The 14717-nt window shown below is 64.6% G+C and carries 14 protein-coding genes; 7 read left to right on the top strand and 7 right to left on the bottom strand.

Annotated elements, in window-relative coordinates:
- Positions 1–82 precede the first annotated feature (82 nt).
- Together FHS02_RS26790 and FHS02_RS26795 are read right to left on the bottom strand one after the other, a co-directional pair.
- Positions 83–3664 carry an ABC transporter permease/M1 family aminopeptidase gene (locus FHS02_RS26790; protein WP_137316097.1) on the bottom strand — a complete coding sequence of 1194 codons (3582 nt, stop codon included), beginning with the start codon at positions 3662–3664 and terminating at the stop codon, positions 83–85.
- Positions 3665–3673: 9 nt separating this feature from the next.
- Positions 3674–4564, bottom strand: a complete 891-nt coding sequence (locus tag FHS02_RS26795; RefSeq protein ID WP_137316098.1) for an ABC transporter ATP-binding protein — start codon at positions 4562–4564, stop codon at positions 3674–3676.
- Positions 4565–4829: 265 nt separating this feature from the next.
- Between FHS02_RS26795 and FHS02_RS26800 the strand changes: the two genes are divergently transcribed.
- From FHS02_RS26800 to ypfJ, 3 genes are all read left to right on the top strand, one after another.
- Entirely contained in the window at positions 4830–5276 is a 447-nt protein-coding gene (locus tag FHS02_RS26800; protein WP_137316099.1) for a hypothetical protein, read from the top strand.
- A gap of 299 nt (positions 5277–5575) precedes the next feature.
- Positions 5576–6223, top strand: coding sequence for a 2-polyprenyl-3-methyl-6-methoxy-1,4-benzoquinone monooxygenase (gene coq7, locus FHS02_RS26805; RefSeq protein ID WP_137316100.1), 648 nt, complete (start codon positions 5576–5578; stop codon positions 6221–6223).
- A 97-nt stretch (positions 6224–6320) separates the two neighbouring features.
- Positions 6321–7202: a KPN_02809 family neutral zinc metallopeptidase gene (gene ypfJ / locus FHS02_RS26810; protein ID WP_137316101.1), complete on the top strand. Its 882-nt coding sequence runs from the start codon at positions 6321–6323 to the stop codon at positions 7200–7202.
- 103 nt (positions 7203–7305) lie between these two features.
- On the opposite strand, the gene FHS02_RS26815 is transcribed toward ypfJ, so the two are convergent.
- The 4 genes from FHS02_RS26815 to FHS02_RS26830 form a co-directional block, all read right to left on the bottom strand.
- The gene (locus tag FHS02_RS26815; RefSeq protein WP_137316102.1) at positions 7306–7728 is read right to left on the bottom strand and encodes an OsmC family protein; all 423 of its coding nucleotides are present in this window, start codon (positions 7726–7728) and stop codon (positions 7306–7308) included.
- Positions 7729–7808: 80 nt separating this feature from the next.
- Positions 7809–9053, bottom strand: a complete 1245-nt coding sequence (locus FHS02_RS26820; RefSeq protein ID WP_221403958.1) for an ABC transporter permease — start codon at positions 9051–9053, stop codon at positions 7809–7811.
- Positions 9050–9784 carry an ABC transporter ATP-binding protein gene (locus tag FHS02_RS26825; protein ID WP_137316104.1) on the bottom strand — a complete coding sequence of 245 codons (735 nt, stop codon included), beginning with the start codon at positions 9782–9784 and terminating at the stop codon, positions 9050–9052. The genes FHS02_RS26820 and FHS02_RS26825 overlap by 4 nt, the downstream gene beginning before the upstream one ends.
- Before the next feature lie 22 nt (positions 9785–9806).
- The gene (locus tag FHS02_RS26830; RefSeq protein ID WP_137316105.1) at positions 9807–11240 is read right to left on the bottom strand and encodes an alpha/beta fold hydrolase; all 1434 of its coding nucleotides are present in this window, start codon (positions 11238–11240) and stop codon (positions 9807–9809) included.
- A 310-nt stretch (positions 11241–11550) separates the two neighbouring features.
- Here FHS02_RS26830 and rplM point away from each other — a divergent pair, with 310 nt between their 5' ends.
- From rplM to erpA, 4 genes are all read left to right on the top strand, one after another.
- Positions 11551–11979, top strand: a complete 429-nt coding sequence (gene rplM, locus FHS02_RS26835) for a 50S ribosomal protein L13 (RefSeq protein WP_107140762.1) — start codon at positions 11551–11553, stop codon at positions 11977–11979.
- 9 nt (positions 11980–11988) lie between these two features.
- Positions 11989–12381, top strand: a complete 393-nt coding sequence (gene rpsI, locus FHS02_RS26840; RefSeq protein ID WP_107140763.1) for a 30S ribosomal protein S9 — start codon at positions 11989–11991, stop codon at positions 12379–12381.
- A gap of 170 nt (positions 12382–12551) precedes the next feature.
- A complete protein-coding gene (gene argC, locus FHS02_RS26845) occupies positions 12552–13589 on the top strand; it encodes an N-acetyl-gamma-glutamyl-phosphate reductase (protein ID WP_137316106.1) in 1038 nt (345 codons plus the stop codon).
- Positions 13590–13708: 119 nt separating this feature from the next.
- Positions 13709–14071: an iron-sulfur cluster insertion protein ErpA gene (gene erpA, locus FHS02_RS26850; RefSeq protein ID WP_137316107.1), complete on the top strand. Its 363-nt coding sequence runs from the start codon at positions 13709–13711 to the stop codon at positions 14069–14071.
- A 134-nt stretch (positions 14072–14205) separates the two neighbouring features.
- Here the strand turns inward: erpA and FHS02_RS26855 are convergent, their stop codons facing one another.
- Positions 14206–14619 (bottom strand): DUF2061 domain-containing protein, encoded by a 414-nt coding sequence (locus FHS02_RS26855; RefSeq protein ID WP_137316108.1) that lies wholly within the window; start codon positions 14617–14619, stop codon positions 14206–14208.
- Positions 14620–14717 lie beyond the last annotated feature (98 nt).

Here is a 14717-nt window from a genome sequence, read left to right on the forward strand (position 1 = left end):
CGTATCTGGCTCACCGTATCTGGCTCACCGTATCTGGCTCACCATTTCGGCTGCGGTATCGCCGGCGCTGCCTTTCATCCCGTCACTCCGGCGCGACCATTTCCACGGCAATCATGTTGTCGTCCGGCTTGCGATCGATCAGCTTGTTGTCCGGATCGATGCCGGCACGGTCCGGGCGGCCGGCGACCACCAGCGTCACGGTGGTTTCGCGGCGGTCGATCAGGCGCCGTTCGCGCAGCAGCGGCTTGCCATCCTTGTCGTCGATGCCGATGTCGATCGGTTCGGCCAGCCGGGTCTCCTTTTCCGCGCCCAGTTCGTCCGCGCGCAGCTTCGCCGCATGCATCGTCAGCCGCACCTCGTAGCGGCCGTCGCTGCGGCGCGACGCCGTGGCCGACAGCGCCCGGTTGTCGTACAGGACGATCGCATTGAACAGGTCGTCGATCAGGTAGGCGTGGGCCGGCGGCACCACGGCGCGCAACCCGTCCACCAGCGCCGTCACGCTGGGGTAGGGATCGCCGCGGTAGGCATACTGCTTCAGCAGGCCGCGCAGCACGGCGTTGACGCGCTCCTCGCCGATCACGTCCTGCAGCTGGTACATCGCCAGGCTGCCCTTGCGGTAGTGGATATAGTCCTGGTCCTCGTTGTCCGCCAGCGGCAGCTCCTTCTTGTTTTCCATGGCACGGCCATGCAGGTACATGTCCAGGTCGTAGCGCAGGAAGCGGCGCATGCGGCTTGGGCCGAACGTGCGCTTCATGACCATCAGCGCCGAATACTCCGACAGCGTTTCGGACAGTACCGTGGCGCCACGCGTGTTGCCGCCCACCAGCTGGTGCCCCCACCACTGGTGGGCTAGTTCGTGCGCCGTCACGTAGTAAGGATAGTCGATGTCCTTCGGGTCGTCGTCGTCGACTTCGGCGATGAAGCCCATGCCTTCCGAGAACGGAATCGTGTTCGGATAGGACTGCGCATACGACCGGTAGCGGGGGAATTCGACGATACGCAGGATCTTGTGCTGGTAAGGTCCGAAGTTGCGCGTGTAGTAGTCGAGCGCATCCTTCACGCCTTTCGTCATCCGGTCCAGGTTGAACTCGTGGCCGGGATGGTAGTAGATCTCGATGCCCACGTCCTGCCACCAGTCATGCTTGACCACGTAGCGGGCCGACTGGAACGAATAGAAGTTCAGGATCGGCTTGTCCATCCGGTAGTGGAACCAGCGGCGGCCATCCTTCGTCCATTCCTTTTCCAGCGTACCGGGGGCGATCGCCGTCTGGTCCGCATCCGTGCCGATCACGGCGTCGAAGGTGACCCAGTCCGCATCGCTGCCCAGCATGTTGTCGGCCAGGCCCTTCGGATCGTCGCGCGGCAGCGCCCGGTCCTGCGCCGGCAGGTCGTGCCGCTTGCGGTCGCGCGGGTCGGCCAGTTCGCGGTCGCGCTGGTAGCCGATGTGCGGCAGGATCGTATTGTTGAAGAAGGTGCCGTTGGCCAGCACCGGCGTATCCTTGCCGAGGCCGAAGAAGCCATGCGGCGCCCAGGACATCTCGAAATCCAGCGCCAGCGTGGCGCCTGGGGCCAGCGGCTGCGCCAGCGCATGGCGATAGAAACCCAGTTCCCGGTCCGCCAGCGTGATTCGGCTGGCGGTACCGAACGCCAGCGAACGCATCTCGGCCTGCGGGTCGGTACTGACATGGACCGCGGTGATCGGCGTGCTGCCGCGGTTGGCCAGCAGGTAGCGGCCCCTGACCAGCAGCTTGCGTTCGGCCGGCATGATCTCCATGCGCAGCTTCACCTCGGTGATGCGCGGCTGCGCCAGGCTGGCCGTGGCCTTGTACCGGCGCTCATAGTCCGCGCGGTCGGCATCGCGCCGGAATGGCGACTGGAACTCGTTGGCCATGTTCAGGTTGTAGTACAGGACCGCGCCGGTCGCCGCCATCACGGCCAGGCCGATGCCGAAGCCGGCCAGCACCGGCAGGGTCAGCGCGCGGCGCGCCAGTTGCAGCCTGGTCTTCCATTCGTCATTGGCGCCGCGCGGCCAGAACACGCGCGTGGCCACGGCCAGCATCAGCGCCGCGCCGGCCCAGTACAGGTGATACCAGTGCTCGCGCACCAGGTAATGCCCGAAGCCGTTCATGTCCGAATAGCGCATCGCCGGCGTCCACGCATACAGCACCATCGGATGGTCGTAGCCCGCAGTGGGCATCACGATCGTGGCCACGTAGTACAGGATCATCACGAAGAACGCCACGTACTTGTGGCCGATCAGCACCTGCATCGCGATCGCCAGTACCGCCAGCAGCGCATAGAACGGCAACTGCACCGCGTACAGGTTTTGCAGGTACTGCATCGGTTCAAGGTGGAAGTAGCCGTGGAACACCTGCACCGACATGCCGCATGCCATGACCAGCAACAGCAGCAGCGCCTGCAGCGCGACCAGTGCGATGAGCTTCGATGCCATCGGCAGCCAGCCCGGAACCGGCAGCGCATCGAGCATCAGCGCCATGCGGTGCTCGCGTTCGCGCCAGACCATCTCGCCCGCGTAGAACGTGGTCACCACCAGCATCACCAGCGAGAATGCCTGCGACATCGTTTCGACCACCATGTACGTGACCGGGTAGGTGGAGGTGCCCCACATCGATCCCAGTTTCAGCGTGCTGGCATACATCAGCAGCACGCCGGCCAGCACGAGCACGAAGAAGTACACGTTCTTCATCGTTTCGCGCAGGTTCAGCCAGCTGAACTGGAACAGCAGCAGCGTCAGGCTGCGCGACCTGAAATCCGGCGTTTCGGCGGTGCGGGCCGCGGTGGTGCTGATCCGCAGCGGCACGTCGCCTTCGCCGCGCGCCGCGCCATGATTGTCGACGTTGCCGACGAAATGGAAGCGCCAGTAGCCGAGCAGCAGCGCCACCAGCGCGAACGAACACCAGATCGCGCGGTTCAGCAGGTACACGCCTTCGGGCAGCACCAGCCGCGTACTGCGTTCGGCCACCGGCCAGTATTCGGTCAGGCGCAGCAGTGCGGCGGTGCCGAACGGATCGATCAGCGCGGCCAGCATCTTGTAGTCCAGGTCGCGCGCCAGGCCGGGCGCCACGATGTACCCGATCAGCATGACCACGCTGCTGATGTACACCGGCAGCATGCGCCGCGTCAGCGCCGCCAGCACGAAGAAGATGGCACCGAAGATGAACAGATTCGGCAGCAGGATCAGGACGTAGGGCAGCAGGTAGGCCTCGGGCACGAAGGGGCCGAGCCGCTCCGGGTCCATGCCCGGCAGCCAGCTGCCCAGCAGGATGCCCAGCAGGATGCTGGAAAAGATCACCGCCAGCACCAGCCAGGAGCCGAGGAAGCGGCCGAACATGTACGCATACTTCCTGATCGGCGCCGAGAAGAAGAAGTGGTGCATGTCGTATTCGAAATCCTGCTGCACTGCCCGGCCCATCACGGCGGCCACCACGATCACGCCCAGGCAGCCCAGCGCGCTGGTGGTCAGCATGATCGAGCGCGGCCCGTTGATCAGCACCTTGCCGCCGAACGTCACGGTGAAGTCCTTGAACACGCCGCCGGCGCCGGCCATCCACAGCATCGCCAGTGCCAGGAACATCACGAAGTACACCCACGTCGACAGCAGCCGCATGCGCTGCTTCGCTTCGAAAAGCGCGATTTCCAGCATGGCGCCCTTTCAGTCGCACGCGTCGGCCGCATGGCGGCCGGCGATGGTGGCGAAGTAGACGTCTTCCAGGTCGCCGATGGCTTCCTCGAAGCCATCGCCCGGGTCGTCGTCGCTGTAGGCATGGATCAGCGTGCGGCCGGACAGCAGCCGCGTGGAGATGATCGTGTGGCGCTGCTGGAAGTAGGCCAGTTCGCGCTTGTCGATGAAACGCGCCCAGATCTTGCAGCTGATGTCGTCGATCAGCCCCTGCGTGGCGCCGGTGAGCAGCAACTGACCCTTGTTGATGATGGCCATGTTCGAGCACAGGTCGGCCACGTCGCTGACGATGTGCGTGGAGAGGATCACGGTGCGCTCGTCGCCGATGTCGGACAGCAGGTTGTGGAAGCGCACCCGTTCCTGTGGGTCGAGGCCGGCGGTCGGCTCGTCGACGATGATCAGCCTGGGGTCGCCCAGCAGGGCCTGGGCGATGCCGAAGCGCTGGCGCATCCCGCTGCTGAAAGTGCCCAGCCGCTGGTTGCGCACGTCGAACAGGTTGGTCTGCTGCAGCAGGCCGTCGACCACTTCGCGCCGGCGCGCGCGCTGCGACAGGCCCTTCAGCACGGCGAAGTGGTCCAGCAATTCGTAGGCGGTGACTTTCGGGTACAGGCCGAAATCCTGGGGCAGGTAGCCGAGCAGGCGGCGCACTTCATCCTTTTCGTCGAGCACGTCGAGGTCGCCGAAGAACACCGAGCCGGTATCGCATTCCTGCAGCGTGGCGAGGATGCGCATCAGCGTCGACTTGCCGGCGCCGTTCGGCCCCAGCAGGCCGAACATGCCGCCGGGGATGTCCAGCGTGATGTTGTCCAGTGCCACCACGCCGTTCGCGTAGGTCTTCGACAGGTTCCGGATGCGTAGTTCCATGCTTACTCCTGGGTTGTGCGGCGCAGCATGGCGCCGTCGCTGCCATCCGTTCCTCTTTACGGCATTGTATTGAATCGTCGACATAAGGGTTGCCGCCTTGCGACAGCCCGCGCAATCGGGGCGCCAGAGTGCACGAATACGTGCCTGGCAGGTACCGCCAACTTACTGCCGAGCTGAAAGGTGGCAAAGGGTAGCAAGGGTAACCGTTGGTGACAAGGCGCAAAAACGTTCCGGGCCAGCCATGGGCTTGTTATATAGTTGCGCCATGAGTCACGAGAACAGCAAACTCGATAGCGCACTGCAGGAACAGATCCTGACAGTCACGCGTTGCGGCCTCTCCGCGGGCGAAGCCACGGACTTCTTCCGGCTGGCGCTCGGCCTGTGCTACCTGGCGACCCTGATGACGAAGGAAACGCTGGACTTCAAGAAGCTGGACAAGGCCTTCAACCGTTTCATCTACCGTTCGATCGGCCCGGGCCACAGCATCACCAGCATCCTGCAATGGATGAGCGGGGAGGGCGTGGTCGCCGTGCTCGATTCGAAGCGGTTCACGCGGGCATTCGGCGACTACCTGCCGCACGTGCCGGTGGAGTCGATCCCGTTCCTGCTGGGCCTGAACCTGGGCGTGGCGAAGGATTTTTCCGGGCTCGACGTGCGCGGTCCGGTGGCCGACTGGATCGAGCGCCAGCGCATCTTGCGAGAAGGCGAATAACGCCTTCGAGCGGGCACCGATTCCATCTTTCGCCCACGAGAAGGCGAATAACGCCTTCGAGCGGGCACCGATTCCATTCTTCGCCCACGGGAAGGCGAATAACGCCTTCGAGCGGGCACCGATTCCATCTTTCGCCCACGGGAAGGCGAATAACGCCTTCGAGCGGGCACCGATTCCATTCTTCGCCCATGTGAAGGCGAATGAAGGCGGCTGGGACGATTTGTCCGGCCCATCGTGCGGCATCCGCGACGGACCGGCCCTTATAATCGTGCTTGTTCGAACAAGATGGATCGCCCGCCATGAGCTCCAAATTCCATTTCCACACGCCCCTCGACCGCTTCATCTGCAGCACCGACAAGGCGCTGCGCGTGCTGGCCGGCGTGTCCTCCGCTTCGCGCCCGACCCCGGCCGCGCACGTGGACGACGCCACGCTGACCGACGAGGAGCGCAAGCACAGCGCCGGCCTGATCCGCGTCGACCACGTGGGTGAGGTGATGGCGCAGGCGCTGTACAACTCGCAGGCCCGCTTTGCCAAGAGCGATGCGCTGCGCGAGAAATTCGAGGAAGCGAGCCGCGAGGAAGAAGACCACCTGGCCTGGACAGCCCAGCGCCTGAAGGAATTGAATTCGCAGACCAGCGTGCTGGCGCCGCTGTTCTATGCCGGCGCCTACGCGCTGGGCACCGTGGCCGCCAGGATGGGCGACCCGCACAGCCTCGGCTTCGTGGTCGAGACCGAGCGGCAGGTCGAGAAGCACCTGGAAAACCACCTGGCGAGCCTGCCCGCCAACGATGCCAAGTCGCGCGCCATCGTCGAGCAGATGCGTGTCGACGAGATCGCGCACGGCAAGGCCGCGCAGGAAATGGGTGCCGCCCAGACCCCGTTGCCGGTGCGCGTGGCGATGACGGCGATGTCGAAACTGATGACGGGGACGACGTACCACATCTGATCGGTATTGCCCCACGCGGTATTGCCGAAAGCTAACATGCGCTGACTCCGTCGCTTGCCATCGTATAGTGTGGTCAAAATGATCACGGAGAAACATCATGAAATGGGAAGGCAACCGGGAAAGCGATAACGTGGAGGACCGCCGCGGCGGCGGTGGCGGTGGCGGCGGAGGATTCGGCTTTGGCGGCGGCTCGCTGTCGATCGGCGGCGTGGTCATCGCGCTGATCCTCTCCTTTGTGTTCGGCATCAATCCGCTCACGCTGCTGGGCATGGCGGACGGCGGCGCGCCGCAGCAGTCGGCCGGCCAGCAGGCGGCCGGGCCGACGGCAACCGCCAACGATCCCGAAACCCGCTTCATGAAGACGGTGCTGGCCGATACCGAGGATACCTGGGGCGCGCTGTTCAGCGCCCAGGGCGCGCAATACCAGCCGCCCAAGCTGGTGCTGTTCACCGGCCGCACCTCTACCGCGTGCGGTACCGGCCAGTCGTCCACCGGCCCGTTCTACTGCCCGGCCGACCGCAAGGTGTACATCGATCTCGCTTTCTACCGCCTGATGAAGGAGCGCTTCCACGTTTCCGGCGAATTCGCGCAGGCCTACGTGATCGCCCACGAAGTGGGGCACCACGTGCAGCACCTGCTGGGCGTATCGGACCAAGTGCACCAGGCGCAACAAAACACCAATGAGACGGAAGGGAACGCGCTGTCGGTGCGGCTGGAACTGCAGGCCGACTGCTTTGCCGGCGTATGGGCCTTCCATGCGAACAGGTCGCGGCAGATCCTGGAGCAGGGCGATGTGGAAGCGGCGCTGTCGGCCGCCACCGCGATCGGCGACGACGCACTGCAGCGCCAGGCGCAGGGCTACGTGGTACCCGATTCGTTCACGCACGGCACCTCGGCGCAGCGCACGCGCTGGTTCCGCACCGGCCTGGAGTCGGGCGACGTGGCGCAGTGCGATACCTTCAAGGCGCGGCAGCTGTAGTGCCGCTCAGGTTCAAGGCGCGGCGGCTGTAGTGCCGCTCAGGTTCAAGGCGCGGCGGCTGTACTGCCGCCCGGCCTCGCGGCGCGGTAGCGCCGATGCCGGCTTACGCTTCGACGATCTCGAACGAGTGCGTGATCTCGGCCGTCTTCGCCAGCATGATGCTGGCCGAGCAGTACTTGTCGTGCGACAGGTTGACGGCCCGTTCCACGGCTTCCGGCTTCAGGTCCTTGCCGGTGACGACGAAGTGAAAGTTAATCTTCGTGAAGACCTTCGGGTCGGTATCGGCACGTTCGGCCTGCAGCGTCACGTCGCAGCCCCGCACGTCGGCGCGGCCGCGCTTCAGGATCAGGACCACGTCGTAGGCCGTGCAGCCGCCGGTGCCCAGCAATACCATTTCCATCGGCCGCGGCGCCAGGTTATGGCCGCCGCCCTCCGGCGCGCCATCCATCACGACCATGTGGCCCGATCCCGTCTGCGCGCGAAAACTCATGCCCGACGGGCCGTTCCAGCTGACTTTGACTTCCATTTCGATCTCCGATTAATGATCGCGCCATTGTAAAGCAGGGCGGCGCGGGCTGCCGGCGCTGCCGCTCCACAGACGCTCTTTCAGACGCCCATCAAGTAGCGCTCGCTCTTCATCCGCCACGTGGTGAAGCCGACGCACAGCAGCGCGAGCAGCAGGCTGCTGCCGAACGTCAGCAGGAACGGCAGCGGGCCCACGGCCTGGCCCTTGGCCAGTTCGCTCAGCAGGGTCTGGTGCGCCAGCAGCGGCACCAGGTACATCCACGTTTGCGTCGCCAGGTCCATCATCGGCACCACGATCACCGGGATCATCGGCACGAGCATGGCGAAGCTGGCCGTGGTCTGCGCTTCCTTGAACGTTTTCGCATTGATCGCCAGCGCGATTTCCATCGCGGCGGCGAACAGCGGCAACGACAGCGACACCACGCACACCAGCGCCAGGTCGCCCCATGACAGCCGCCATGACATGCCGATTTCCTCGAGCGGCAGCCATTTCAGGATGCCATGGGCGATGCCCAGTTCCAGCACCAGCCCGGCCAGCGCCACGGCCGACGCGGCCAGCCACTTGCCGGCGACGAGGTCGATCGTGCGCGCCGGCTGCGCCAGCAGCACTTCCATCGAGCGGCGCTCGCGTTCGCCGGCGGTGCTGTCGACGGCAGGGCTCAGCGCAAAGAAGAACGCGGGGATGAAGAACATGCCCAGCATCGTGCCGATCATCGAGGCCGAGCGCGACGCGCTGCTGCCCGTGTCGTAGCGCTGCACCTGCACCGGGAACAGCGTGGCCGGCGATACGCCATGCGCCAGCAGGCGCGCACCGGCGATCGTGTTGCCATAGCTGCGCAATACGCCTTCGATTTCGCCCATCTGACGGTAGTTGGCGCTGGCCGAGTCGAACCACAGTTCGATCCGCGCCGGGCGCATGTCGCGATAGTCGCTGCCGTAGGTGTCGGACAGGCGCAGCACGGCGGCCACCGCCTTCGTGCGCAGCAGGCCGGTGATCTGCTCGTCCGTCATCGGCCCGCCTTCCGTCACGTTGATGTTCTTCTGCTTCAACTGCGTCATCAGCGTGGGCGCCCGCTGCGCGCCGATCACGGTCAGTTCGATGCCTTCCTTCTGCGGTGCGGTGGCGCGGCTGATCTGCTGGGACAGGATGCCGCCCACCATGACCGGATACATCAGCACGAACAGCAGCAGCAGCGACAGCGCGCGGCGGTCGCGCAGCGTGTCGCGCAACTCCTTCATGAAGACGACGAAAAAGAGCGGCTTCACGCGGGGATTCAAGCCGGGCTTGAGGCTGGGCTTCAATACGGGCTTCAATACGGGCCTCATGCGGAAATCCCTTCATCGGTGCCGACCAGCTTGACGAACGCGTCCTCCAGGCTGGCGATACCGGTGCGCTCGCACAGCGATTGCGGCGTGCCCTGCGCCACCGTGGCGCCGCGCGCGATGACGATCACGTCGTCGCACGAATTCGTTACTTCCTGCATCACGTGCGTGGCCATGATCACGCAGCAGCCGTCGGCCCGCAGCGCGGCCAGCGCGCGGCGCAGCGCTCGGGTGCTCATCACGTCCAGCCCGCGGCTCGGCTCGTCGAGCAGCAGGTTGCGCGGGCGGTGCAGCAGCGTACGCGCCAGTGCCACCTTGATGCGCTGGCCCTGCGAAAAGCCCTTTGAACGGCGCTCCACGATATCGTCCATGGCCAGCAGCGCCGTCACCTCGTCGATCCGGGTGTCGATGGCGCGGCGCTCCATGCCGTTCAGTTCGCCGAAGTAGCGCAGGTACTCGCGGGTCGACATTCTTTCGTACAGCCCGAACTGGTCCGTCAGGAAGCCGATACTGCGGCGCGCGGCCAGCGGATCGATGCCAGGGTCGATACCGTCGATCAGGATGGTGCCGCGGTCGCGCCCCAGCAGGCCGACCAGCAGGCGCAGCAGCGTGGTCTTGCCCGCCCCATTCGGGCCCAGCAGGGCGGTGACCTGGCCGTCGCGCGCCGTGAAGCTGGCGCCGGCCAGCGCCTGCACCTTGCCGAAGTGTTTCGTTACATCGTGGACTTCTATCATCGTTGGTCTGCCATTGATCCGTTCAGGGTTGCGGGCCGGCGCTGTTCAGCTGGAACGTGGGGGCGGGAATCTCGTCCAGGCAGCGCGCTTCCACGCGCTGGTGTGGTGCGTCCAGGAATTCGCGCATCAGCCGCGGTGCGCAGCCCAGCGGCGAAACGATGTGACCGCCGTTCTTCACCACCAGGTGCTGGGCCGCTTTCATCAGCTTCGCCGCCGCTTCGGCGCGGCGCGGCGGCGTCACCGGATCCAGAGCGCCGGACAGCAGCAGTGCCGGCGCATCGATGCGTGCCGGCGCCGCATAAGCGACCCGCTTGACGTTCACGGCCGGGCACAGCGTGGCCAGTTGCGTGGACACTGCCGCGCCAAGGAAGGAGCCGGGCGTGTCCTCGGCCACCAGCTGCGGCGTCAGGCGCGGGACATCCTCGGCGCAGACCACGGCGAGGTACAGCGGGCCGGCCATTGCGCCGTCGGTGGAAAAATCGCTGTCGCGGTTGCTCTGGGCGATGAACGGCTCCCAGCGGCCGCCATGGGCGCTGTGGATCAGGAACGGCAGCGTGTGCGCATCCGCCTGCGAATACAGGATGCGGTGCACGGTGGCGGTGAAGCGGCGCAGGCTGATGGTAACGGGGCGCAGCGCGGCCGTGCGCGGATCGGCCATCTCGATCCTGGCGGGTGCCTTGGCCAGCTGCGCCGCCAGCGCGGCGAATTCGGTGCGCAGCGCCGGGAAGGCGCGTGCGCAGGCCGCTTCCTTTTCGCACTGGCGGAACGTGGTCTCGAGCGCGGCCTGGGCATCGCGGCCGCCGGCGGGAATCACCTGGTCCGGCGCGGCCACGCCGTCGAGCACCAGGGCCCGCACGTTCGCCGGGAACAGCCGCGTGTAGTGCTGCGCAAGGCGGGTACCGTACGAGCCACCCCACAGGTTGACCTGGCCGTAGCCCAGCGCCAGCCGCACGCGTTCGATGTCCCGCGCCGCCGCATCCGTTGTATAGCTGCCGTAGGAAGCGCCCAGCGATTCGATGCAGCGCCGGGCGTCCGCGTCGAGCTGTTCTTCCGTCATCGTGTCGATCTCGGGCGGCGATTTGCAATCGAGCTTGCCCGACAGGCCGGTGCCCCGCTGGTCGATCAGCACGATGTCGCGGGTGGCGCGCACGCGGCGGAATGCGGCGTGCACGAGCGGCAGGATATCGCTGCCGGCCTGGCCAGGACCGCCGGCCAGCACGAACAGCGGATCGCTGCGCGCCGCTTCGCGAAAGGCCGGGGCCACCGTGGCGTGGATCGCGAGCGTCCTGCCGGACTTGGCGTAGTCGAGCGGCACCGGCACGCTGATGCAGCGCAGCGCCTCTTCGATGCCCGGCAGGTGGCAGGTGCGGCCGGCCTGCGGCGCGGGTGCCGCATGTGCCGCCGGCAGGACCAGCTGCGTGGCCAGCAGCAGGGTGGAGACAATGGTCGATCGCACTGCAAGCCCTCTCGATGATATCGGTGGGCAATACTAGCGCGGGAATTGCCGGATGGGCAACTGCGGCGCGGCTGAGCCGGCAACCGGCCGGAAATCGAGCACTGCAGTGAGGGCAGGCCGGACCGGCGCCGGTAAAACACGCCGCCGGGCGGCTTGACCCGGCTGTGCGCAACACGCTATAATCGCCAGCTTTCCGTTCGCTCAGGAAAAGTCATAAGAAGGCTGCGTCCGTTGCAACAGGTGAGTACACCCAGGGCGGAACCACCGTTTTGAGCGTTTATATATTTATTTCTTCATTAGGAAGTCAAACATGAAAACTTTTTCCGCTAAGGGCCATGAAGTCCAGCGCGACTGGTTCGTGATTGACGCGACGGACAAAGTCCTCGGCCGTGTTGCCAGCGAAGTGGCACGCCGACTGCGCGGCAAGCACAAGCCAGAATTTACCCCTCACGTCGACACCGGCGACTTCATCGTCGTCATCAACGCAGGCAAACTGCGCGTGACCGGCACCAAGGCCACCGAGAAGACGTACTACCGTCACTCCGGCTACCCGGGCGGTATCTACGAAACGAACTTCCTGAAAATGCAACAGCGCTTCCCGGGCCGCGCCCTGGAAAAAGCCGTCAAGGGCATGCTGCCGAAGGGCCCGCTGGGCTACGCAATGATCAAGAAGCTGAAAGTGTACGCGGAAGGTTCGCACCCGCACGCTGCCCAGCAACCCAAAGCACTCGAATTCTAAGGAACTGACATGATCGGTAACTACAACTACGGCACCGGCCGTCGCAAGAGTGCAGTGGCTCGCGTGTTCATCAAGGTCGGCACCGGCCAGATCATCGTGAACGGCAAGCCTGCTTCCGAGTACTTCTCCCGCGAAACCGGCCTGATGGTGATCCGTCAGCCGCTGGAACTGACCGGCAACGTCGAGCGTTTCGACATCAAGGTCAACGTGCATGGCGGCGGCGAGTCCGGCCAGGCAGGTGCAGTGCGCCACGGCATCACCCGCGCGCTGATCGACTACGACGCAGGTCTCAAGGGCGATCTGGCACGTGCCGGCTTCGTTACCCGTGACGCCCGTGAAGTCGAGCGTAAGAAAGTCGGCCTGCGTAAAGCACGTCGCGCAAAGCAGTTCTCGAAGCGTTAATCGGTTTCCGATTCGCGTTTCCTGTCCTGCCGCAGCCCGGTTTTCCGGGCTGGATCGAAAAGCCGCTGGTCTCCAGCGGCTTTTTTGCATTTCGGCAGGGGTAAGACGCCTGTCACCGTAGGCTGATAAAATTCGCTCTCACTCATTCATCTTTTGCAAGGAACAAGAACATGATCAAAGTTGGCATCGTCGGCGGCACCGGCTACACCGGCGTGGAACTGCTGCGATTGTTGGCAGTCCATCCCGAAGTGCAGCTGACGGCAATCACGTCGCGCAAGGAAGATGGTCTGCCCGTGGCCGACATGTATCCGTCGCTGCGCGGCCGCGTGAACCTGGCGTTTTCCGCGCCGGACAAGGTGGACCTGACGCAATGCGACGTCGTGTTCTTTGCCACGCCGCATGGCGTGGCGATGGCGCAGGCGCCGGAACTGCTGGCCAAGGGCGTCAAGGTGATCGACCTGGCCGCGGATTTCCGTATCAAGGACCGCGCCGTGTTCGAGAAAACCTACAAGATCGACCACACCGCGCCGGAACTGCTGGAGCAGGCCGTGTACGGGCTCGTCGAGCTGAACCGTGAAGAGATCAAGGGCGCCAGCCTGATCGCCAATCCCGGCTGCTACCCGAACACGATGCAGATCGGCTTCGCGCCGCTGCTGAAGGCCGGCGTGATCGATGCGGGCAACCTGATCGCCGACTGCAAGTCCGGCGTGTCCGGTGCCGGCCGCAAGGCCGAGATCGGCATCCTGTTTTCCGAGTCGAGCGACAACTTCAAGGCCTACGGCGTGGCCGGCCACCGCCACACGCCGGAAACCACCGCCCAGCTGCAGCGCCTGACGGGCGACAAGGTATCGCTGGTCTTCACGCCGCACCTGGTGCCGATGATCCGCGGCATGCATTCCACGCTGTACGGCAAGCTGACCACGGACATCAGCAACGAGGAACTGCAAAAGCTGTTCGAGGACGCCTATGCCGGCGAGAAATTCATCGATGTGATGCCGTTCGGCTCGCACCCGGAAACCCGCACCACCAAGGGCTCGAACATGCTGCGCCTGGCCGTGCACCGTCCGGACAATGGCAATACCGTGATCGTGCTGGTGGTGCAGGACAACCTGGTAAAAGGCGCCTCCGGCCAGGCCGTGCAGTGCATGAACCTGATGTTCGGCCTGGAAGAAAGCCTGGGCCTGGACACGATCGCGCTGCTGCCGTGACCTTTTGCCATTGAAGTGGTGTATCCACGCCTCATATCTCTAGAGAAATGGGGCGGGCCGGAGCAGGGCTTCGCGCAAAGGTCTATAATGACCGGAACGATTTTTAGTGGGAGTTTCCAATGAATGCAGTAGCCGAAGCGCAAGAAGTAATCCCGGCACCGATCGTCTTTTCCGACAGCGCCGCCGATAAAGTGGCCCAGCTGATCGAGGAAGAAGGCAATCCCGACCTGAAACTGCGCGTGTTCGTGCAGGGTGGCGGCTGTTCCGGTTTCCAGTACGGTTTCACGTTCGATGAAATCGTCAACGAAGACGACACCACGATGGTCAAGAACGGCGTGCAGTTGCTGATCGACTCGATGAGCTACCAGTACCTCATCGGCGCCGAGATCGACTACAAGGATGACCTGGAAGGTGCCCAGTTCGTGATCAAGAACCCGAACGCCCAGTCGACCTGCGGCTGCGGTTCCTCGTTCTCGGTCTAAGCCTTTTCAGCCTGGACAAAAAGGCGGTCAGCGCGAGCTGACCGCCTTTTTTCGTTCCGGGATCGGGAAAGGCGCCCGATGACAGGAGCTTTTCCAGGGGGAGACCCTTCCGGGGAAGGCGGATCCTTTCCGGATCAGGCAGCCGCGGCAAGGCGTGCATTCGCGGCCAGGCGCTCTTCCAGGCGGTCCCACAGCCGGTCGTGGTACGGCAGCGCGATCACGTTCAGGATCGGCTCCAGCACGGCGGCCACGCCGCCGAAGGCCGCCGAGCCGGTGGCCCAGTACATTACGCCGAAGGCAACCGCCATGTGGAACAGCGTCTGGCTCAGCTTCTCGGCAGCCAGCAGGGCGGTCGCGTTGTATGCGGAGCGCGCCCTGATGCGGCGCCAGAAGCCTTCGTGGATCGGCAGGAACGCCACGTTGATGACCGGCTCGAGAATCGCCGCGAGGCCGCCGAACGCCACCGATCCCGTCATCACGTACATCAGCGTGAAGGCGATGGCCATGTGGGTGGTGACCTGGCTGAGTTTTTTTGCTGCGACGATCATGGCTGCCTCTGCATTGGATAACTGTTGAGAAAGATGATAACGATTCTCGTTCAAATTTCAAAATTGATTGTTCTCACCGGTGCGATTAGTTTTTACTA

The organism is Pseudoduganella umbonata, from assembly GCF_014192225.1.
Lineage (GTDB): Bacteria > Pseudomonadota > Gammaproteobacteria > Burkholderiales > Burkholderiaceae_D > Rugamonas > Rugamonas umbonata.